The 19,925-nt window shown below is 60.4% G+C and carries 17 protein-coding genes; 13 read left to right on the forward strand and 4 right to left on the reverse strand.

What is annotated here, in order from left to right; genetic code table 11:
* The first annotated feature begins 30 nt into the window (after nucleotides 1-30).
* The 10 genes from ACM6I0_RS13000 to ACM6I0_RS13045 all read left to right on the forward strand — a co-directional run bounded on the left by ACM6I0_RS13000 (nucleotide 31) and on the right by ACM6I0_RS13045 (nucleotide 10,622).
* Nucleotides 31-735, forward strand: coding sequence for a WecB/TagA/CpsF family glycosyltransferase (locus ACM6I0_RS13000; protein ID WP_414922465.1), 705 nt, complete (start codon nucleotides 31-33; stop codon nucleotides 733-735).
* A gap of 2 nt (nucleotides 736-737) precedes the next feature.
* Nucleotides 738-1,808 (forward strand): glycosyltransferase, encoded by a 1,071-nt coding sequence (locus ACM6I0_RS13005; protein WP_414922466.1) that lies wholly within the window; start codon nucleotides 738-740, stop codon nucleotides 1,806-1,808.
* On the forward strand, nucleotides 1,805-2,917 hold the full coding sequence (locus ACM6I0_RS13010) for a glycosyltransferase (protein ID WP_414922467.1): 1,113 nt from the start codon (nucleotides 1,805-1,807) through the stop codon (nucleotides 2,915-2,917). Before ACM6I0_RS13005 ends, ACM6I0_RS13010 begins: the two co-directional genes overlap by 4 nt.
* Nucleotides 2,914-4,245, forward strand: coding sequence for an O-antigen ligase family protein (locus ACM6I0_RS13015; protein WP_414922468.1), 1,332 nt, complete (start codon nucleotides 2,914-2,916; stop codon nucleotides 4,243-4,245). The genes ACM6I0_RS13010 and ACM6I0_RS13015 overlap by 4 nt, the downstream gene beginning before the upstream one ends.
* On the forward strand, nucleotides 4,239-5,174 hold the full coding sequence (locus ACM6I0_RS13020; protein WP_414922469.1) for a glycosyltransferase family 2 protein: 936 nt from the start codon (nucleotides 4,239-4,241) through the stop codon (nucleotides 5,172-5,174). The genes ACM6I0_RS13015 and ACM6I0_RS13020 overlap by 7 nt, the downstream gene beginning before the upstream one ends.
* 32 nt (nucleotides 5,175-5,206) lie before the next feature.
* The gene (locus ACM6I0_RS13025) at nucleotides 5,207-6,625 is read left to right on the forward strand and encodes an oligosaccharide flippase family protein (protein WP_414922470.1); all 1,419 of its coding nucleotides are present in this window, start codon (nucleotides 5,207-5,209) and stop codon (nucleotides 6,623-6,625) included.
* A gap of 29 nt (nucleotides 6,626-6,654) precedes the next feature.
* Nucleotides 6,655-7,710: a UDP-glucose 4-epimerase GalE gene (galE, locus tag ACM6I0_RS13030; protein ID WP_285431071.1), complete on the forward strand. Its 1,056-nt coding sequence runs from the start codon at nucleotides 6,655-6,657 to the stop codon at nucleotides 7,708-7,710.
* On the forward strand, nucleotides 7,710-9,188 hold the full coding sequence (locus ACM6I0_RS13035; RefSeq protein ID WP_414922471.1) for a family 16 glycosylhydrolase: 1,479 nt from the start codon (nucleotides 7,710-7,712) through the stop codon (nucleotides 9,186-9,188). The genes galE and ACM6I0_RS13035 overlap by 1 nt, the downstream gene beginning before the upstream one ends.
* 104 nt (nucleotides 9,189-9,292) lie before the next feature.
* On the forward strand, nucleotides 9,293-9,922 hold the full coding sequence (locus ACM6I0_RS13040) for a hypothetical protein (protein WP_414922472.1): 630 nt from the start codon (nucleotides 9,293-9,295) through the stop codon (nucleotides 9,920-9,922).
* Nucleotides 9,923-9,941: 19 nt separating this feature from the next.
* A complete protein-coding gene (locus tag ACM6I0_RS13045; protein WP_414922473.1) occupies nucleotides 9,942-10,622 on the forward strand; it encodes a helix-turn-helix transcriptional regulator in 681 nt (226 codons plus the stop codon).
* Here the strand turns inward: ACM6I0_RS13045 and betA are convergent.
* The 4 genes from betA to speB all read right to left on the reverse strand — a co-directional run bounded on the left by betA (nucleotide 10,590) and on the right by speB (nucleotide 16,495).
* Complete coding sequence (gene betA / locus ACM6I0_RS13050) at nucleotides 10,590-12,278, reverse strand: choline dehydrogenase (RefSeq protein WP_414922474.1); 1,689 nt, start codon at nucleotides 12,276-12,278, stop codon at nucleotides 10,590-10,592. The two genes, ACM6I0_RS13045 and betA, sit on opposite strands and share 33 nt — an antisense overlap.
* Before the next feature lie 2 nt (nucleotides 12,279-12,280).
* Complete coding sequence (locus ACM6I0_RS13055) at nucleotides 12,281-13,849, reverse strand: purine-cytosine permease family protein (RefSeq protein ID WP_414922475.1); 1,569 nt, start codon at nucleotides 13,847-13,849, stop codon at nucleotides 12,281-12,283.
* Nucleotides 13,850-13,954: 105 nt separating this feature from the next.
* On the reverse strand, nucleotides 13,955-15,463 hold the full coding sequence (locus tag ACM6I0_RS13060) for an aldehyde dehydrogenase family protein (RefSeq protein WP_414922476.1): 1,509 nt from the start codon (nucleotides 15,461-15,463) through the stop codon (nucleotides 13,955-13,957).
* 27 nt (nucleotides 15,464-15,490) lie between these two features.
* Nucleotides 15,491-16,495, reverse strand: a complete 1,005-nt coding sequence (gene speB, locus ACM6I0_RS13065) for an agmatinase (protein WP_285431322.1) — start codon at nucleotides 16,493-16,495, stop codon at nucleotides 15,491-15,493.
* A gap of 151 nt (nucleotides 16,496-16,646) precedes the next feature.
* On the opposite strand from speB, the gene ACM6I0_RS13070 reads away from it, so the two are divergent.
* The 3 genes from ACM6I0_RS13070 (at nucleotide 16,647) to gcvH (ending at nucleotide 19,925) form a co-directional block, all read left to right on the forward strand.
* Nucleotides 16,647-17,561 (forward strand): LysR family transcriptional regulator, encoded by a 915-nt coding sequence (locus ACM6I0_RS13070; RefSeq protein WP_285431062.1) that lies wholly within the window; start codon nucleotides 16,647-16,649, stop codon nucleotides 17,559-17,561.
* Nucleotides 17,562-17,617: 56 nt separating this feature from the next.
* Nucleotides 17,618-19,126: a sigma-54-dependent transcriptional regulator gene (locus ACM6I0_RS13075; RefSeq protein WP_285431061.1), complete on the forward strand. Its 1,509-nt coding sequence runs from the start codon at nucleotides 17,618-17,620 to the stop codon at nucleotides 19,124-19,126.
* 421 nt (nucleotides 19,127-19,547) lie between these two features.
* Entirely contained in the window at nucleotides 19,548-19,925 is a 378-nt protein-coding gene (gene gcvH, locus ACM6I0_RS13080) for a glycine cleavage system protein GcvH (RefSeq protein ID WP_285431060.1), read from the forward strand.

Raw genomic sequence — 19,925 nt, forward strand, 5'->3', positions numbered from 1 at the left:
CCTCCCCGTTGATCTGAATGGAGTCGCTCCATGATCAGGCTGCAAATAGTCAGGCATTACTCACCGAAGTTACTGGACGCCAACCAGGCCTATTCCTTCATTAACTTTGCCTCCATCGGCAGTTTGTTCGAACAGCCCCCCAGCACCGTCGCGTTTTTTTGCGACGGCATGCTGATGTCGACGTTCATGTCCCGCGTGACGGGCAGGACAGTGGGCCGGGTCAGCTTCGACTTCACGTCGATTGCCGACCGCGTCCTGGGCAGCGCCGAGCAACAGGGCAAGCGCGTGTACTTCGTCGGTGCCCGGCAAGCTGAACTGGAACTGTTCATCGGCAAGATCAAGCTGCTCTACCCCGGACTGGCCATCGCCGGTTATCACCATGGCTACTTCAACCCGGATCAGGCCGAAGGCATTCGGGCCGACATCTGCCGTAGCCAGGCGAACATCCTGATCGTTGGCCTGGGAGCCGGGCTGCAAGAACAGTTCGAGCAGGAGGCGTTGCGTGCCGGTTTCAGGGGGGTCGCCTTTTCCTGCGGCGGCTTCATTCGCCAGGAAGCGTTGGCCACGCGTAACTATTACCCAGCCGTGATCAATCGCCTGCACCTGCGCGCGTTTTATCGCATGTATCGCGAGCCCCATACGATCAAACGCTACCTCGTCGACTATCCCGGCAATTTTCTGCAGCTGCTGGCGATGATCCTTCAGCGCAAAGTCGCTATCAGCGTTGGGGAATGACCATGCACATCCTGTTCATTCTCAAGGATTTCAAGGCGGGTGGCGGCGTCGAGCGCGTTCAGCAGCGGCTGTCCGAGCAGTTTCTCAAGGACGGCCAGCGCGTGAGCTTTTTCGTCATGAACGGCGACACGCCGGACACCGAGGGGGTTCACCGTCACAACAGTGGCGGCGGTGGTCTGCTCAGGTCGATCATCCGGGTGCGCCGGCTGATTCGTCGTGCGGGGGTCACGCATGTGATTTCCGCCAAGGAGCAAGCCAATCTCTGCACCTGGTTCGCCACATTGGGCAGCCCCTGCAAAGTGATCTATAGCCGCCACGCGGCACTCGATTGCACGGAACAGAAAACCGGTCCCTCAAGCCTGCGTCTGCTCTATGCGTTGTACCTGTGCGGCGGCGGCAAGGTGGTAACGGTCTCCAGCGCCCTGCGCCAGTCGATGGTCGATTTGCTCCCCTGGGGTCAGCAGCGAATCCGTTATTGCCCCAATGCCGTGGTCACCGATCAACTGCTCCAGGCCTCGCATGCGCCGCCGCTGGCCGGCCTGCCCAACGATTACTGGTTGAGCCTGGGCCGTCTGGTGGAACCCAAAGGTTTTGACCTGTTGCTCGATGCCTACGCCCTGGCGTTGCGCAGCGACACACTGCCGGATCTGGTGATTGCCGGCGATGGTCCGTTGCTCGACGCGCTGACCATCCAGGCCCGCCAACTGGGGATTGCCCATCGCGTGCATTTCACGGGTTTCCTGGCAAACCCCTATCCGCTGCTGCGGCACGCGCGATTGTTCATCCTCAGTTCCGTGCAGGAAGGCATGCCGACCGCACTGATCGAGGCCCTGGCACTGGGCACGCCCGTACTGGCCTGCGACTGCGAGACCGGGCCCCGGGAGTTGCTGGACAACGGCCGACTCGGGCAACTGGTCAGCGTCAACGACGTACCGGCGCTGGCGAATGGAATGCTGCAAAGCCTGACGTCACGAGGTTGCGTTGTGCCAAGCGCAAAAATGCTCGATGACGCCCTCCATCCTTACACCAGCCGGCACGCCGCGCAGGCTTATTACCAGGTATGGAATCAATGAAAAAGTTGCTGATTATCCTGCATGACTTGAGTGCGGGCGGGGCCGAAAAAATGATGGCGCGCCTCGCCAGTGCCCTGGTGGACGCGGGCAATGACGTGACATTGCTGATGCTCACCGGGGGAGGCCTGCATGCGACGCACCTTGATCCCCGGGTAAAAAAAGTTGAATTGCGCAGCCCGCGCACCGCGCGCGCAGTGCCGGCCCTCACGCGATTTCTGCTCGCCAATCGCTTCGACGCACAACTGGCGGCCCTCACCCACGTCAACGTGGTGGCCATCGTCGCGGCCTGGCTGTCAGGGACGCTGGCACGGCTGCACGTCAGCGAGCGCAACGCCTTTTCCCATGACAAGCACGTCAACCCCGACTTCATGGTGCGGCTGGCGTACCGGGTAGCGCCGCTGCTCTACCGGCTGATTCCCAACCCGGTGATCTGCGTCTCGCGAGGCGTCGCCCAGGATCTGGTCAACACCACCATCGCACGACGCCAGGACGTGACCATTGCCGACAATCCGGTCCTGGACGATGACTTTCGCGACAAGCTGCCGGGGCCGCCCAGTCACCCCTGGCTACTGGAAAAATCCGGCCCGGTGCTGGTCGCCGTGGGACGACTGGCCCCGCAAAAAGGCTTCGATACCTTGATCGCTGCCTTGGCGGCATTGCCGGACCCCAATGTGCGCCTGATCATTTTTGGCGAAGGCGCGCTCAGGGACAGGTTGCTTGAACAGGCGCGCCAGCTGGACGTGGCTGATCGTGTCGACCTGCCGGGTTATACCCCCGATCCCATGGCAGAAGTGGCCGCGGCCAGTTGCTTTGTGCTGTCGTCGCGTTTCGAGGGCAGTCCCAACGTGCTGGTCGAAGCGTTGTCCACCGGCACGCCGGTGGTGTCGACCCGCTGCCCCCATGGCCCGCAAGACATTCTTATTGGAGGCCTGGTCGCCCCGCTCGTGCCCGTCGACGACCCGATCGCGCTGGCGCGGGCCATTGACCTGCAACTGTCGATACCACGGGATCTGCAACGTCAATCGCGCATCGATGCCGCTGCGCGCTTCATGAATGCCAGCGCGGTAGAAACCTACCTCGCCGCGTTGCTGCGCAGGCCATCGCCATGAACACACTTGAGATCAGATATTCCACATTGCGCGACGCCTTCACCTTGTTCGGCGTGCTGTTCTACATCCAGATGATTACCTTTGTTCTCGGGCTGGGCAGGGGCTCCAGCCTCGACGACTTCGATAAAGACCTCGAAGGTAACGTTGTCAACCAGGTGTGCGGCCTCATCACGCTATTGGTGCCGTTGTTCTTTTTCATCCGCAACAAGGTGTTCCTCAGCAAGACCTTTTACCGCAGCAACTTCTTTCTGCTGATGTTCTTGCTTAGCGTCATCGCATCGATCGGCTGGTCCCAGGACCCGATGCTGAGTCTCAAGCGATTCATCGCGATGCTCAGCGTGGTGTTTTTTGCCGGGTTCATCGCCTACAACTACAGCCTCGAAAAAATCACCTTCATGCTGGGCTGCGCCATCGGCGTGGCGGCCTTGATCGGTTTGATACTGGCATTGGTCATGCCCAGTGCGGCGTTTATTTCCGGTGGCATCCGCGACGGCGCGTTCAAGGGGATATTCACGGAAAAAAACGCCGGCGCGCGGCTCAACGCGGTCGCCATCCTGCTATTGCTGCCGATGATTCGCCAGCGCAATCGCTGGGCCCTGTTCTGCTCGTTCTTTTCGTTTATCGCCATTGTGCTGGCCCAATCGGCCACCGGGGTGGTGCTGATCATTGCCGGGACGGTCAGCTATGGCTACTTCCTGGCGTTGATCCGTTTGCGCGTCCATCGCTCCAGGCTGGCGTTCCTCGGTTGCACCCTGCTCTACCTGTCGGTGTGCCTGTTTCTCTACCACTACTCCGCGGTGTTGCTGGAACTGGCCGGACGCGACCCGTCACTCACCGATCGCACCATGATCTGGGAACTGCTCGGCCCCTTTGTCGACAATCATTTCCTCAAGGGCTACGGCTTCGGCGCGTTCTGGTCCAGTATCGATGCCGATGAATTCATTACCCGCTGGGGCTACATCGGCAACGCTCACAGCGGTTATGTAGAAACCCTGCTCAATGGCGGCATCATTCAATTGACCGCGTTGACACTGTTGCTGGCCGAGGCGCTGTTCAAGCAGTACCGGGCCGTGACCGCCAACCAGTCCGCTCAGTATCGCGCCAGCGCGCTGGTGATCATCGGCTTGTTCGTCGTCACCAATTACGTGGCCTACGTCATCCCCAACTATCGCTCCGCCGAGTTTCTGGTGTTTTGCACGCTGGCGCTGTCCTTCAAACATCACGCTGTGCAGCGCCCTTTTGCGGCGGTCACGTCCGCCCCTCGCGCTGAGCGCGTGTCTCCCGGCGCAGCAGCCCAGAGCTTTCGCAAGGAGAAACACCCATGCTGAACGAAGCCGCCTGCGCCCCAGGCTCGGTGTGCGTAGTCATCCCGATGTACAACGCCGCCGGTAGCATCAGACAGACGCTCGACTCCCTGAAAGAACAAACACGCATGCCCGATCAGGTCATCGTCATCGACGATGGCTCCAGTGATGAAGGGCCGCAGATCGTCGAGCGCTACATCGCGCCCTTTCCCTTGACCCTGCTGCGCCAGGCCAACGAGGGGCCGGCCAGTGCGCGCAATAAAGGCGTGTTCAGTGCCCGGGAAACCTTTATTGCCTTTCTCGATGCCGATGACCAATGGCATCCACAAAAACTGGAAAAGCAACTGGCGCTTTACGCACAGCTGACGCGCGACGGGCATAAGGTCGGGCTCATCGATTGTTACCAGATGAGCGAATTCAGTGACGGCACACGTCAGTTGGAAGACCGCTGCAAAGCGGGTCATCATTTTGCCGATTTCATCCACGAAAACGTGATCAACGGCACATCCGGCGTGCTGGTGGTACGCGACGTGGTGACGGCCCTCGGCGGCTTCGACCAGTCCCTGCGCTATGCCGAAGATCGCTTGCTGTGGACCCGGATCGCTGAACATTGGGAGATCCACACTGTGCCGCAGATCCTGCATCGGCGTGGCGTCAACAGCGGCAACATTACCGCACAACCTCAAAAGTACTATCCGCACAAAGTCAAATTCATCGAGCTGTACCTTGACCGTTACGGCGACCGGCTGAGCGAGCAACAACGCATCCATTTCGTGCTGGCCAATCACGCCGATTTCCTCAACGCATTCTCCCGACGCGGCGAACACGTGCAGGTCATCCAGGTGTTCCAGCGGATGCTGGAGCATTCCTGGAAGGCGATGTTTTTCTTCAACGGCAAACCGATCCTGCGTTACCTCTACGCCCTGGCAAAAACGTTTGGCAGGACTTCCTGAGTCGGCATCCCTCTATCTTCCGCGGTTCAACCATGGCCAATCATCGTCTGGTGACATTGATCTGGATCTTCACCGAGAAATTCGGCCTGATTGTCCTGTCCATGATCACCTTCGTTGTCTACGCCCGGCTACTGTCACCGGAAGAGCTGGGGGTGGGCACCGTGATCATCGCGAGTGTCGAGTTGATCGGCATGATCTACTCCTCGGTGCTGGAAGACCCGCTGGTACGGCTTGAACGCCTGGAAGACAAACACATTTCCACGGCGTTCTGGGCAGCGGTGCTGGCGAGCCTGGTGTCGATCGTCATGATCTCGCTCGCGGCGATCGTGTATTCACCCTCCCCGGTACTGCGCTGGATGGTGGCGGTGGCCTCGGTGAAAATCCTGTTCACCATGATGGCGAGGGTCTACGTGGCGCAGATGCGCCGCAGCAGCAACTTCAAAATGCTGGCGTCGCGCACGTTGTTGGGCAAGGTGTTGGGCGGTGCCGGCGGTATTGCGGTCGCGCTTTGGGGCCTGGGAGCGTGGGCCGTGATTGCCCAGGCACTGCTCATGGAACTGGTTTCCATCATTGTGTTGATGCTCGGCGACCGGCGCCGAATCGCTTTTCACATTGACGGTGCGGTGCTGCGCGACCTGCTCAAATCCGGCTTCCCGGTGGCGATCAACGCGCTGAGTTCGCAAGCGTTGCAGCGCGGGGTCAATGTGGTGCTTGGCATGACCGCTGGTGCCCATGCCGTGGGCATGTTCAACATGGCGATGCGGATCATCGATCTGCCGCGTAGCGCGATCTATAACGGCTTGATGAGCTATGCGCTGCCGGTGTTCGCCCGGCGCAGCAGCGAGCCGTCGCGGCTGTTGGGGATCATCGGCGACTCGACGGCGGTCAGTGGCTTTCTGTTGACCCCGCTGTTCATCGGTATCGCGCTCACGGCCAGCGACCTCATCCTGTTGATCTTCGGCACCAAGTGGACCGAGGCCATTCCAATGCTGCAAGTGCTGGCCTGCACCGCGGCCATCGGCAATACCGCGATGTTCGCCACCACTGCGCTGGTAGCGGTCAATCGCAGCCACCTCACGATCAAGGCCGAAGTCGCCACCACGGTTCTGGCGCTGGCGCTGGTCTACAGCTTCGGCACCCTCTATGGCGGCATGGCCGCCGCGCTGGCACTGCTGGCGCGAATGCTGCTCATCACACCGCTGCAAATTCGAGGGTTGAACGCGGCCATCGGTTACGGCTGGCGGCGCTTCTTCGACTCCAACTACCGCAGCGTGATTGCCTCGCTGGTCATGGCCGCGACCGTGGTCTGGGTCTCCGGGCAATGGAGTTTCCAAGGCTATCTGCACCTGATCTGCAACATCGGCATTGGCGCCCTGACCTATGCCGTGGCCTATAGCGTGTTGCACCCGCGCTGGCCGCAAGAATTCAAAACGGTCTTCACCGCACACTGAATTCAGTCCCGAGACAGGAACACCTCACCATGCGCAAAACTACGCTGATCACTGGCGGGGCCGGCTATATCGGCTCCCATACAGCCGTCGCACTCATCAACGCCGGGCACCGCGTGCTGGTGCTCGACAACCTGTGCAACAGCTGTCGAGAGTGCATTGCCCGCCTTGAACTGTTGACCCATACCCGCGTCGATTTCATCAATGGCGATATTGGCGACTCGATCTTGCTCGACAAGATTTTCAGCCGCTACGACATTGATGCCGTGGTGCATTTTGCGAGCCTCAAATCCGTCGAGGAAAGCATTCGCAAGCCGCTGGACTACTACGCCAACAATGTCGCCGGCACGTTGAATCTGTGCCGGGCGATGGCCAGGCATGAGGTGTTCAACCTGGTGTTCAGCTCCTCGGCGACGGTGTATGGCGACCCCGTAAAAACCCCGATCCCGGAAGACATCGGCACCGGAAAACCGGTCAATCCCTATGGCCGCACCAAGCTCATGATCGAGGAATTGCTCACCGACCTGTGCTACGCCGATCCGCGCTGGAGCATTGGCCTGCTGCGCTACTTCAATCCGATCGGCGCCCATGAAAGCGGGATGATCGGCGAAGACCCCAGCGGCCGCCCGAACAACTTGTTGCCGTGCCTGACGCAAGTGGCGATTGGACGGATTCCCGAGCTCACGGTGTACGGCTGCGACTATCCCACGGTGGATGGGACCTGTGTGCGCGATTACATTCATGTGGTCGACCTTGCCCACGGCCACCTCAAGGCGCTGCAGGTGTTGCACGAAAAAGGCGGCGTCAACGCCTGGAATCTCGGGACCGGCGTTGGCTATAGCGTGTTGCAGATCATCCACAGTTTCGAAGACATTACCGGCATCAGCATCCCCTACCGTTTCGCCCCGCGTCGCGTCGGTGATATCGCCAAATGCTGGGCCGATCCCCGCAAGGCGGGACGTGAACTGGGCTGGACGGCACAACGCGACCTGGAACAGATGATTGTCGATACCTGGCGCTGGCAGTCACGCAATCCGCAGGGGTATCGGTCGCCTTGTGTCATACCGTCCTTGATGACGGTGAAATAATGCAGGGGGTCAGGGCCGGTCTGCTGCTGGGGCTGTTGTGGTGTGCGCTGGCCTGCACTGCCGCGCCACTGCCCTCCCGACCACCGGCGACCGGGCTGGTGCTGTGGCTCGACGCGGCCGACGCATCGAGCATGACGGTCGACGGGCAGAACCGTGTGCAGCTCTGGCGCGACAAGTCCGGCCTGGTCAATGACGCCACGGCGGACGATTCCGCCAAGGGACCGCAGCGGGTGGCGAACGCCCTGAACGGCCACCCAGTGGTGCGGTTCAGTGGCGCTTCGGCGTTTCTTGGCAAAACCATCCGCCGTGAAAAAGGGCCGGTCACGGTGTTGATCGTGTCGCTTCGGCCGCCCGAACAGGCCAACGTCGGTCCCTGGCAACGGCTGTTCAGCTCTCGGCCACACACCGACAGCAACGATAACGTGTTGCCGAATTTCGCCATCAGCCTGGAACAGGACACCGCGTATGCGCCGACCATTTCCGTCCTGGAGCTTTACGATGTGCCGATTGGCCCGTATGCCGTCGGGCGCAACGCCATCGGCACCGCCGACAACTTTCGCGGCGACATTGCCGAAGTGCTCGTCTACGACCGGCCGTTTGCCTCTCTTGCGCAGCGCCAGCAAGCCTTTCAATACCTGGCAAACAAGTGGTCCGTTGCTGTCCCGCAACAAGCCGACACCTGGACCCGGGTCGGACCACTGGGCCCATTACCGAGCCAGACCGACGCCAACCTGCCACTGTCCGATCAGAGCAATACCGGCCAATGGACGCTCGATACCAAGCTGTCTGACAACTTCAACGGCACAACCCTCGATCCCGCGCGCTGGCACGTCAACAATGCCATCGGCAACGAATCGCTGGGACGCAAACCGGCGCTGTTCAAGCCGGACAATGCCAGCGTCGAAAACGGCCACCTGAACATCGTCTTTCGCAAGGAAACCTTGCCGCAGAAATACGTCCAGCTGGGTTTCAAGGACTACACCTCTGCAATGGTCCGCACCAATGAGCGCGGTTTATATGGCTACTACGAAGCCCGCGCCAAACCGATGAACTCGGCAGGCTCCAGCGCCTTCTGGCTGGCGTGGACGGGCATGACCGACAACGCCACCGAAATCGACATCTTCGAAATCGGCGGCAAGACCAAAAACGCCGCCTTCGACCGTCTGTACAACATGAACGCCCACTTGTGGGCTACGCCGCAAAGTACCGAACATATCGCCAACGGCAGCACCTGGGTCGCGCCCTGGCGTCTGGCGAGCGCCTTTCATGTCTACGGATTCGACTGGCAGCCCGACACCTTGCGCTGGTACGTCGATGGCGTGCTGGTGCGGGAGTCGAAGAACACCCACTTCTTCTTCCCGATGCAGATTGTCTTCGACAGTGAGGCTATGTGGAGTTGGTTCGGCGTGGTCGACGATGCAGACCTGCCCTCCACTTTCAGCGTCGATTACGTCAAGGTCTGGCAACGCAGTCGATAAACGGCAGCACCGTTTATCTGCGTCTCTTCTGCACGCCCAATAAAAACATATTTGTATGCTTTAATTGATATTGTCGAACAATCCCACGACCAGAGGGTGCCGTCATGACTATCAAGACCTTGGCTTTATTGCTGTTGGCTTTCTGCGCACAACCTGCCTGGAGCCAGACTCCCCCCGCCTCACCTCCGGCAGCCGATAGCGCTGCGCTCAGCACACGACTGTCGATGCGCGACCTTTGGGTCGAGCATGTTTTCTGGATCAGGAATTACGCGATCGCCAACCAGGCCGCTGACAAACAGCAAGCCAAGGTCGCGGCTGACCAAGTCGTCGACAACGCCACAAAAATCGCCAACAGCCTCGCTCCGCTTTATGGACAGCCCGCCGCCGACCAGCTGCTCAAGCTGCTTGCCGGTCACTGGGGCGCGGTGAAACACTACAGCGACGCCACCGTCGCCAAAGACACCAAAGGCAAACAAGCCGCCGTCACTGACCTGACCAGCAACGCCAAGGCCATCGCGGCATTCCTGGCCAAGGCCAATCCGAACCTGCCTGAAGCGACGCTGGTGACGATGCTGGCCGCTCACGGTGGCCATCATGTGACCCAAGTCGATCAACTCGCCGCACACGATTATGCCGGCGAAGCGAACACCTGGCAGATGATGCGCAGCCACGTGCTTGCTCTGGCGGACGCGCTGACGGCCGCAGTGGTCAAGCAGTTCCCGGACAAGTTCTGATCTCGCGCGAGGGCACACCATGCTTGAAGGATTGGGCCGAACACAGCAGGACTTGCTCAATGCGTTGCTGCACCATGCCGGAGGCATGAGCATTGATGAGTTGGCTGACCAACTGGCGGTCACACGCACCGCGATTCGCCAACATCTGGCGGCGCTGGAGCGTGACGGCCTGGTGCTGCGCGGCGAAACCCGGCCGACGGGTCGGCGTCCCGAGCAGTTGTATCGGCTCACCGAGCATGGAAAGGAGCAGTTCCCGCGCCAATACCAGATGCTCGCCAGCGTGCTGATCGACGAAGTGGCCGACATCATCGGCCCCGACGCGCTGAAGACGCTGATGCGCAACATGGGCCGCAAACTGGCCCTGGACCGTGAGCATCAGGTTGTTGATGAAGCGCGGATCGTGCAACACATGAACCAGGCGGGCTACGAAGCCGAGGTGTTCTTTCGTGCTTCGGACGCCCCGGAAATCGTCGCCCACAACTGCGTCTTCCACCGCCTGGCCGCGGCGCATCCGGTGGTTTGCGAGCTGGATCTGGCCTTGATCGGGGCGTTGGGCGGTGGAGACGTTGATCACACCGAATGCATGGTCCGGGGCGGCAACGTCTGCCGTTTCAAACTTCGCCCCCAGGCCGATGCTGATCGACCTGAGGGCGAACACCCGATTGCATCAGACCCGGACGTTACGTCCGGGCAACGATGACCGCTGGCGGGTTTCCCAATCCTGGACAAGACCGACCGGTGCGTCCGAGGCAGGCAGCATGTTGCGCCCGCGAACCAGATCGGAGGCCCGCTCGGCGAGCATGATGGTCGGTGCATTGAGGTTGCCGTTCGGCTCGGTCGGGAACACCGACGAATCGATCACCCGCAATCCCGCGATGCCACGCACACGCAATTCGGAATCCACCACCGCCATGTCGTCCTCGCCCATGCGGCACGAACCGCAAGGGTGGTACGTACTTTCGAGGTTCTCGCGGACGAAGGCGTCGATCTCTTCATCGGTGTTCACCGACGGCCCAGGCGCAATCTCGCCATCGCGGAAGCGATCCATCGCCGGCTGGCCGATGATCTCCCGGGTCAGGCGAATGCAGCGGCGGAAACCCTCGCGATCCTCTTCGCGTTGCAGGTAGTTGAATTGGATCTGAGGATGTTCGTAAGGATCAGCGGAGCGCGCCCGGACGTAACCACGACTCTTCGGTTTGTTCGGCCCGGTCAGCACCATGAAACCATGGCCCTTGATCGGCTTGTTGCCGTCATAGCGCATGGCCGCTGGCAGGAAGTGGAACTGAATGTCCGGCCAGCGCAGGCCTTTGTCCGAGCGGATGAAACCACCGGCCTCGAAATGGTTGGTCGCGCCGAGTCCATCCTTGAACAACAGCCAACGCAAACCAATCATCAGCTTGCTCAGAGGGTCCATTTTGCTGTTGAGCGTCACCGGTTCCTTGCAGCCAAACTGGATGTACACCTCGGCGTGATCCTGCAGGTTCTCGCCGACGCCCGGCAGGTCATGGCGCACCTCGATCCCGGCTTTGCGCAAGACGTCCGCCGGGCCGATACCGGAGCGTTGCAGCAAGTGCGGCGAGCCGATGGGACCGGACGATATCAAGACTTCCCGGTTGCAGTAGACCTGATGGGTCTGGCCATCGTGGTCATAACTGATGCCCACCGCGCGCTTGCCTTCGAGGATGATCTGACGGGTCATCGCGTGGGTGATCACAGTCAGGTTAGGTCGACCCATGGCTGGCCGCAGGTACGCGTTGGCCGTTGAACAACGCACACCATTTTTCACCGTCATGTGCATGGCACCAAAACCTTCCTGCATGTAGCCGTTGCAGTCCTCGGTCTTGATATAACCCGCTTCGGCGCCGGCTTCGACCCAGGCCCCGTACAACGGATTTTTCATGTGATTGCCGTTGGTGGTGTGCAACGGGCCGGTGCCGCCGCGATACCCGTCACCGCCCTCCTCGTAGTGCTCAGCGCGTTTGAAGTACGGCAGGCAATTGCGGTAGCCCCAACCCTGTGCGCCAAGAGACTCCCATTCATCAAAGTCATAGGCGTGGCCACGGATGTAGACCAGGCCATTGATTGACGATGAGCCACCCAGCACCTTGCCCCGTGGACAATGGATGCGACGCCCGTTGAGGTAAGGTTCGGGCTCGGTTTCGTAGCGCCAGTTGTACTTTTTGGTGTTCATCGGAATCGAGAATGCACTCGGCATCTGGATCACCACACTGCGATCGCTGCCACCGAATTCCAGGACCAGGACCGAGGTGGCCGGGTCTTCGCTCAGGCGGTTGGCCAACACACAACCTGCGGAGCCTGCGCCGATGATGATGTAGTCGTACTTTTGCGTAGCCATGATTATCTCCGGACCGCCGATTCGTTGAAAACGGGCAACGACGGTTTGGTCAAAGTGTCACCGGTGGTGTATTGCGGGCAGGTTATTTCGATGTGCTGGATCACCGCTTCTTCGCGCTTGAGGTCAATCGAGCGGCTGAACCAGTAGTACACCAGCCCCGACACGATCAGACCGACGAGCCAGGCGATGTCGATGCTGCCGAGCGCCTTGGCGAGTGGGCCGACATACACCTCACGCTGCTCGACGCCGTCATAGATGTAGAAGAACGGAATCATCGAAATGAAGCCGATGGCATACGCCGCGATGCCGCGCAGGCCCCAGCTGCCGTAGATATTGCCGTGGGGCATGAAGAAGTGCGGGATGGCGTAGCGGCCCTTGCGGACGAAAAAGTAGTCGGTCAGGTTGACCGAAGTCCAAGGCACCAGGAAGTACAGCATCACGACCAGGTAGATGCCCAGCACCGACAAGCCTTTGCCCGAACTCTGGATACTCAGGGCGACCCCCAGTTGCAGCAGGATCACGAAGCAGATGGCCAGGATCCGCGCCTTGCGGGTCGGCTTGATGTGCTTGATCGAATCGACGCAGGTCAGGGTGGTCAGTTTCGCGCTGTAGATGTTCATCGCGATCACCGGCAAGAAGGCCAGGATCGTGACGACCACCACGGCGGTGCCCATCAGTGGCGAAACCGTGTTGCCGACTTGCCCAAGGGCTACCAGCACATCAGTGGAGTGCAGGTGATCGGCCAGCCAGCCACCCACGGAAATCATCCACGCACCGGACAACGAGGCGCCGAGAAACACCACGGCGATCAGTTTTCCGCTGGAGGTGTTCTTCGGCAGGTAACGCGAATAGTCGGACACGTACGGGGCGTATGCGATGTTGTAACTGGCTGCCGCCGCGAACTGGGCAATGAAACCCGTCCAGTTGAAGCCCAGCGGCGCTGGCGCCACTTCACCGGTTGCGAGCACCGGCGCCAAGGCGTCAGGCACCCAGCCCATCAACACCGCCAACGTCACAAGGCCATACAGAGGGAGCGACAGAAACAACGCCCATTTGAAGCTGCGGTGCATCCAGTCATGACCGAGGATTGCCAGTATTGCCGCCGGCACTGTCACGGCCACCGCCACCACAACGGGGTTGAAGCCGAAAAGCGTGTGCAGGCCCTGCATCATCAACACCAGGTTGACGATGTTGAAACCGGCGAACACGAACAATGTCGCCAGCAACACCAGAATCACACCCCGGTAACCAAACTGCGCACGAGACTGGATCATTTGCGGCAGGCCAAGGTGCGGGCCTTGCGAGCCATGAAAAGCCATGAACAGCGTGCCGAACATAATGCCCAGCGTGCCGGCGAGCGTGGTCCAGAGCGCGGTCAGGCCGACGCTTGGACCGACGAAGCCGATGGTCATGGTGAAGAACGTGAAATTGCCGAGGAACCAGAACGGGCCCTGGCTCGACAGTTTGTCGGTGCGCTCATCCTCCGGTATGAAGTCGATCGAATGCGCTTCGACGATAGGTTTGTCGTCGAGGAGCGACATGCTTGGGGCGGCTTTGGCGTCAATGTTCATGATGTACTCTTATTTTTGGAAGATCATGACGAGATAACTGCATTCTTTTGAGTAAACGACGCACCTGTGGGAGCGCGCTCCCACAGGGGTTGAGTCAGCCATGACTCAGGGGAGCGTGATCCAGACCGCTTTGGTTTCGAGCAGGTAATCGAGCTGCTCCGCACCCAGGTCCTTGCCGAAACCGGACTGTTTGTAGCCACCGAACGGCATCGACGGGTCGAGGGTGCCGTGGGCGTTGACGTAGACCGAACCTGCTTTCAGTTGCGGGATCAGGCTGTGCACCTTTCCAAGGTCATTGGAATACAGCGCGGCCGCCAGGCCGTAGGGTGAGTCATTGGCCAGGGCCAGCGCCTCTTCTTCATCGTCGAACGGTGCGGTCACCAGCACCGGGCCGAAGATCTCTTCCTGGACGATGCGCATGTCGTTGCGGCAATGGGCAAAAATCGTCGGTTCGACGAAGAAGCCAGGGCCCTCGACAGGCTGGCCGCCATAGACCAACTGGGCGCCCTCTTGCTTGCCGGTTTCGATGTAATCGGTCACTCGCGCCTTTTGCAACGCCGAGACCAACGGGCTGATAAAGCAGTCGGGATCCAGGCCCGGCGCAATCTTCAACGTCCGTGTGTAGGCGATCAACTCGCGCAGGAACTCGTCGTAGACGCTGCTATGAATATAGGCGCGTGTGCCGGCGTCACACACTTGGCCCGAGTTGAAAAACACGCCGTTGGCGATGGCTTGGGCGGCGGCTTTCAGATCGGCATCGGCCAATACGATTACCGGTGATTTTCCTCCGAGTTCGAGAGTGAGTCGCTTCATTTCGTCCAGCGCGGCGCGCCCGACGGTGCGACCGACCGGTGTAGAACCGGTGAAGGTCAGTTTGTCGATGCCAGGGTGTGTGGCCATCGCGGCACCGACCACGCTACCGCGCCCGGTGACGATGTTGATCACCCCGTCCGGGATGCCGGCTTCCTTCACCAGTTCGGCAAAGCGCAAGGCCGACAGCGAAGTCAGTTCGGCCGGTTTGACCACCACGGTGCAACCGGTGGCCAGGGCGGCACCCAGCTTCCAGGCCATGGTTTGCAGCGGGAAGTTCCACGGCACGATGGCGCCGACCACCCCTACCGCTTCCTTGCGTGTATAGGCCAGGTAATTGCCCGGCAGCGAGGGCTCGACGGTGCGCCCGTGAAGCTTGGTCGCCCAGCCGGCGAAATAGCGCAGGGTGTCGACTGTGCCCTGGATGTCAACATCCTTGGCGAACGCTGCGGACTTGCCCATGTCGATCGATTCGATTTCCGCCAATTCAGCGGCGTTGAGTTCAATCAGGTCGGCCAGGCGCTGCATCATCCGCTCGCGTTCCGCCGGTTTGGCCTGACGCCAGGCACCGCCGTCAAACTGGGCGCGGGCGGCTTGCACGGCGCGATCCAGATCCTCTGTCGTGCCCATCGGAATCCGAGTGATCAGGCCCTCGGTTGAAGGCTCGATGACATCGGACGTCTGCCCGTCACTGGCTTCGACGAAGGCACCGCCGATGAACATCTTCTGCACTTTGCTCAGGAACGTCTGGGTGGCTTCGGATACACCGAATTTCTGCAAATACTGTTTAACGATCGCGTCCATTTTTGTTCTCTCTGTCAGGCGGTCTGGTCACGCCGAGGCCGTGGTGGTTTCGCTCATGACGTGTCGCGCCTGAGCCCGTTCGTGGAAGATGAAACCAATGCTGTTGAGCAGCAGTTGCGCCGCCAGAATCGAGGTCATGCCGGTAGGGTCATAAACCGGTGCGACCTCCACCAGATCCATCCCGACGATGTTTCCTTGGCTGCGTTTGGCCAGGGCCTGAATGATTTCCAGCACTTCGTAGTAGAGGAAGCCGCCATGGCTGGGCGTGCCCGTGCCGGGAGCGATGGACGGGTCGAAACCGTCGATGTCGATGGTGATGTAGTAGTTGATGTTCTGCGGGATCAACGCCAAGACACCGTCCACGCCGAGACGGCGCACATCGCGCACCGAGAGAATTTTCGAGCCGGCCGCGTGAGCCGCTTCGTAGTCATCGCGATTGGACGAAGACACGTTGCGGATGCCCATCTGGGTCATGCCGACAATGTGGTTCATTTCGGAGGCGCGGCGCAGTGGGTTGCCATGGCCGTAGCGGACGCCGTGGCGTTCGTCGACGAAATCCAGATGCGCATCGAAGTGGATGATGTGAATCGGGCCGCGGCCCTCGAAGGCCTTGATCACCGGGGCGTGAATCGAGTGGTCGCCCCCCAGCACCACGGGCATGACACCGGCATCGAGAATCTTGCGCACGGCGTACTCGGTATTCTCGTTACTGGTGACCATGTCGGTGTGCACGATGTCGGCATCACCGACGTCGACCATGCGCACGTCCGAGGCGGTCAGGTACATGACGTCATCTTCGTGGTCATAAGCGCCGGCATGGCCGAACGAAAACAGGGTCGATGCCTCGCGAATGCCGCGTGGTCCAAAACGTGCGCCGGAGCGCCACTGGGTGCCCATGTCGTTCGGTGCGCCGAGGATCGCGACGTCGGCGTCGAGCGCATCCCAATCGGTGCACACCGGGGATTTGGCAAAGGTGCAGTGGCCCACGAAAGGCAGGTTCAGGCGACCGGATTCATAACCGTTCTTCGACATTTCAGGCATCTCCAATTCTTGTTATCAGCAAGCAGTCGTGGAAGGCGACTGCTGTTGGAATGACTATGGGCGCAGGTTTTCGTGGAAAAAATGCTAAACATCAGATACTCATATCGGCATTACCGATGCATCCACACGCGGGAGGTTCAAGGTGATCCAGCTGCACGATGTCGATCTGAAACTGCTCAGGGTGTTTGCCACGATTGTCAGGTGCGGAGGGTTTTCCGCAGCCCAGGCGGCGTTGAATGCCGGCCAGTCGACCATCAGCGAACAGATGACCCACCTGGAAACAAGGCTTGGGGTCAAACTCTGCCAACGCGGGCGCAGCGGCTTTCGCCTGACCGAGCAAGGCGTGGCGATTCATGAGGCGACTCAACGCCTGCTGTCGGCGGTAGAAAACTTCTGCATGGATGCCGACGTGCTCAAACAGCACATCAGCGGCAAGCTGAATCTGGGGATCATCGACACCACCATCACCGATCCCGATTCACCGCTGCCGCGCACCACCCAGCGCTTCGTGTCGAGGGGGCATGACGTGCACCTGAACGTGTACGTCGGCACCCCGGCGGAACTGGAAGAACGCGTACTCGACGGCCGACTGCACCTGGCCATCGGGCACTTCCCGATCTACGTGCCGGGCCTGTTGCACTCGCCGCTGTATCAAGAGGCCCTGGGGTTGTATTGCGGGCGACGGCACCCGTTGTATGGCAGCAAGGCCGAGGGTGATGAACTGCTCGAAGAAATTGCCGCAAGCCGGATCGTCGTCCGGGGCTACATGCAGCAATACGACCTGGAACACCTGGGCGTGAGCAAGGCCGCGGCCACCGTGGACAACATCGAAGCGCTGGCGATTCTGTTGATCTCCGGCGCCTACCTGGGATTTCTGCCGATGCACTTCGCTGCCCAGTGGATCAAGACCGGCGAGATGCACCAACTGGCCCCCACCAGCCTGCAACTGATGTCACCGTTCGACGTGATCACTCGCCGAGGCACTGCACCGCCGCCGATCCTCCAGGCGTTTCTTGAGGATTTGGCCGCGTGTTCGCGCAGCGTCGGCAACACCTGACAGACTCGGCACAGGCCGGTCATACTCATTTTCATCCACCACCTTGCAGGTCACCCATGCGCATCCATGTCACTTTCATCGACCGCGTCGGCATCACCCAGGAAGTGCTGGCCCTGCTCGGTGGGCGCAGTTTCAATCTGGACGCCGTCGAAATGGTGCCGCCGAATGTCTACATCGACGCCCCGACGCTCGGTGCCGATGTCCTGGAAGAATTGCGCGGCGCCTTGCTTGATGTGAAGGGCGTGCAAGCGGTGACGATGGTCGACATCCTCCCGGGGCAACGCCGACGCCTGCAACTGGATGCCTTGCTCGCGGCCAGCGTCGATCCTGTGCTGGCGGTGGATACACGGGGCCATGTGCTGCTGGCCAATCCGGCGCTGATTGCACTGTGCGGACGGGAGCCGGCCGGTGAACCGCTGACGGCGCTGTTTGATGATCCTGCCTTGCAAAACACCCTGATCGAGCACGGTTTCCGTCTGCCCATGCATGAGGTCAGCCTGGGTGGCCGAACGTTGCTGTTGGACGCCATGCCGATTACCGACGCAGGCGCCCTGCTGACCTTGTATCAACCGAACCGCATTGGTGAACGCCTCTCCGCACTGCACCACGACCATGCCGAAGGCTTTGATGCGCTGCTCGGTGAATCGCCGGCGATCCGCACCCTCAAGGCCCGTGCCCAACGCGTGGCAACGCTCGATGCGCCTTTGTTGATTCAGGGCGAAACCGGCACCGGCAAAGAGCTGGTGGCCCGCGCCTGCCACGCCATCAGCACGCGGCGTGACGCCCCCTTTCTTGCGCTGAACTGCGCGGCACTGCCGGAAAGCCTGGCCGAAAGCGAGCTGTTCGGCTATGCCGCCGGCGCTTTCACCGGCGCGCAACGGGGCGGCAAACTCGGCTTGCTGGAACTGGCGGACCAGGGCACGGTGTTCCTCGATGAAGTCGGCGAGATGTCGCCCTACTTGCAAGCCAAGTTACTGCGCTTCCTCAGTGATGGCTGCTTCCGGCGAGTCGGTGGGGATCGTGAGGTCCGGGTCAATGTACGGGTGCTCAGCGCGACCCACCGTGACCTGGAAAAAATGGTCAGCGAAGGCAGCTTTCGTGAGGACCTGTTCTACCGCCTCAACGTACTGAACCTGCAAGTACCGCCGCTGCGTGAACGCGGCCACGACATCCTGTTGATGGCCAATCACTTCATGCAGCAGGCCTGCGCGCAGATCCAGCGCCCGGTCTGTCGACTGGCCCCCGGGGCCTTCGCGGCGCTGCTGGGCAACCGCTGGCCGGGCAATGTGCGGCAACTGCAAAACGTGATCTTTCGTGCTGCCGCGATTTGCGAAAATCCGCTGGTGGACATCGACGACCTGGACATCGCCAGAACCGCCATGGAGCGCCAGAACGATGGCGAGGTCGGTAGTCTGGAGCAGGCCATCGAAGGGTTTGAAAAGAACCTGTTGGGGCAGCTTTACCAAAGTTATCCCTCCAGCCGTTTGCTGGCTGCCCGCCTGCAGACTTCACACAGCGCGATTGCCATTCGACTGCGCAAGTACGGCATTCCCTGCAAGACCTGATCGCTTAACCACAACACAATCCCTCGCCTGACACTTGCCCCTGTGGGAGTGAGCCTGCTCGCGATTGCGGTGTGTCATTCAACGTAAATTTCGCCTGCCACGCCCTCATCGCGAGCAGGCTCGCTCCCACAGGGACTGCGTGTCTATCAATCGATACAGTGTATCGAAATCAAGACAAAACCCTTGCAACCTGTCTGGCCCGGGGTTCACCCCCTCCTCCACGACTGCCTGTATTGATTTCAATACAAACCCATTGCCTCGAATCACCCGGATTCATACCAAGCTATTGATTTAAATAGATAAAACAAGATTGGCACCACCCTTGCTATCAACCCTCAAGCCACGCTCGCTGCCCCGGCACGAGCCTGTCCATCGCTATCCGCCATCAGTAGCGGATGAGTCTGAACAATGAGGAGTTGATATGAGCGAATTGCGTTTTACCGTCGATCACGAATGGCTGCGTCTTGAGCACGATGGCCTGATCACCGTGGGTATCACCGCTTATGCCCAACAGGCCCTGGGGGATGTGGTGTTCGTTCAGGTGCCCGAATTGCGCACCTTCGGTGCCGGCGATGAAGTGGCCGTGCTGGAATCGGTGAAAGCCGCGAGCAGCGTGTACATGCCGTTGGACGGTGAAGTGGTCGAGGTCAATTCGACGCTGGAAAGCTCCCCCGAATTGATCAACGAAGACGCCCTGGGTGAAGGCTGGTTTTTCCGTATGCGCCCCAGCGACGTGGGGGCTTTGGACACCCTCCTCGACCAGGCCGCTTACGAGCGCCTGACCCACGACGACGCGTGA

This window comes from Pseudomonas sp. IT-P294 (genome assembly GCF_949767865.1).
Lineage (GTDB): Bacteria > Pseudomonadota > Gammaproteobacteria > Pseudomonadales > Pseudomonadaceae > Aquipseudomonas.

Excerpts from the sequence above, each read along its gene's own strand:
- ACM6I0_RS13055 (WP_414922475.1), bottom strand. The coding sequence starts at position 13,849 with ATGAACATTGACGCCAAAGCCGCCCCAAGCATGTCGCTCCTCGACGAC.
- ACM6I0_RS13040 (WP_414922472.1), top strand. The coding sequence starts at position 9,293 with ATGACTATCAAGACCTTGGCTTTATTGCTGTTGGCTTTCTGCGCACAA.
- ACM6I0_RS13075 (WP_285431061.1), top strand. The coding sequence starts at position 17,618 with ATGCGCATCCATGTCACTTTCATCGACCGCGTCGGCATCACCCAGGAA.
- ACM6I0_RS13005 (WP_414922466.1), top strand. The coding sequence starts at position 738 with ATGCACATCCTGTTCATTCTCAAGGATTTCAAGGCGGGTGGCGGCGTC.
- ACM6I0_RS13000 (WP_414922465.1), top strand. The coding sequence starts at position 31 with ATGATCAGGCTGCAAATAGTCAGGCATTACTCACCGAAGTTACTGGAC.
- ACM6I0_RS13025 (WP_414922470.1), top strand. The coding sequence starts at position 5,207 with ATGGCCAATCATCGTCTGGTGACATTGATCTGGATCTTCACCGAGAAA.
- ACM6I0_RS13015 (WP_414922468.1), top strand. The coding sequence starts at position 2,914 with ATGAACACACTTGAGATCAGATATTCCACATTGCGCGACGCCTTCACC.
- gcvH (WP_285431060.1), top strand. The coding sequence starts at position 19,548 with ATGAGCGAATTGCGTTTTACCGTCGATCACGAATGGCTGCGTCTTGAG.
- speB (WP_285431322.1), bottom strand. The coding sequence starts at position 16,495 with ATGTCGAAGAACGGTTATGAATCCGGTCGCCTGAACCTGCCTTTCGTG.
- ACM6I0_RS13060 (WP_414922476.1), bottom strand. The coding sequence starts at position 15,463 with ATGGACGCGATCGTTAAACAGTATTTGCAGAAATTCGGTGTATCCGAA.
- galE (WP_285431071.1), top strand. The coding sequence starts at position 6,655 with ATGCGCAAAACTACGCTGATCACTGGCGGGGCCGGCTATATCGGCTCC.
- ACM6I0_RS13020 (WP_414922469.1), top strand. The coding sequence starts at position 4,239 with ATGCTGAACGAAGCCGCCTGCGCCCCAGGCTCGGTGTGCGTAGTCATC.
- betA (WP_414922474.1), bottom strand. The coding sequence starts at position 12,278 with ATGGCTACGCAAAAGTACGACTACATCATCATCGGCGCAGGCTCCGCA.
- ACM6I0_RS13035 (WP_414922471.1), top strand. The coding sequence starts at position 7,710 with ATGCAGGGGGTCAGGGCCGGTCTGCTGCTGGGGCTGTTGTGGTGTGCG.
- ACM6I0_RS13045 (WP_414922473.1), top strand. The coding sequence starts at position 9,942 with ATGCTTGAAGGATTGGGCCGAACACAGCAGGACTTGCTCAATGCGTTG.
- ACM6I0_RS13010 (WP_414922467.1), top strand. The coding sequence starts at position 1,805 with ATGAAAAAGTTGCTGATTATCCTGCATGACTTGAGTGCGGGCGGGGCC.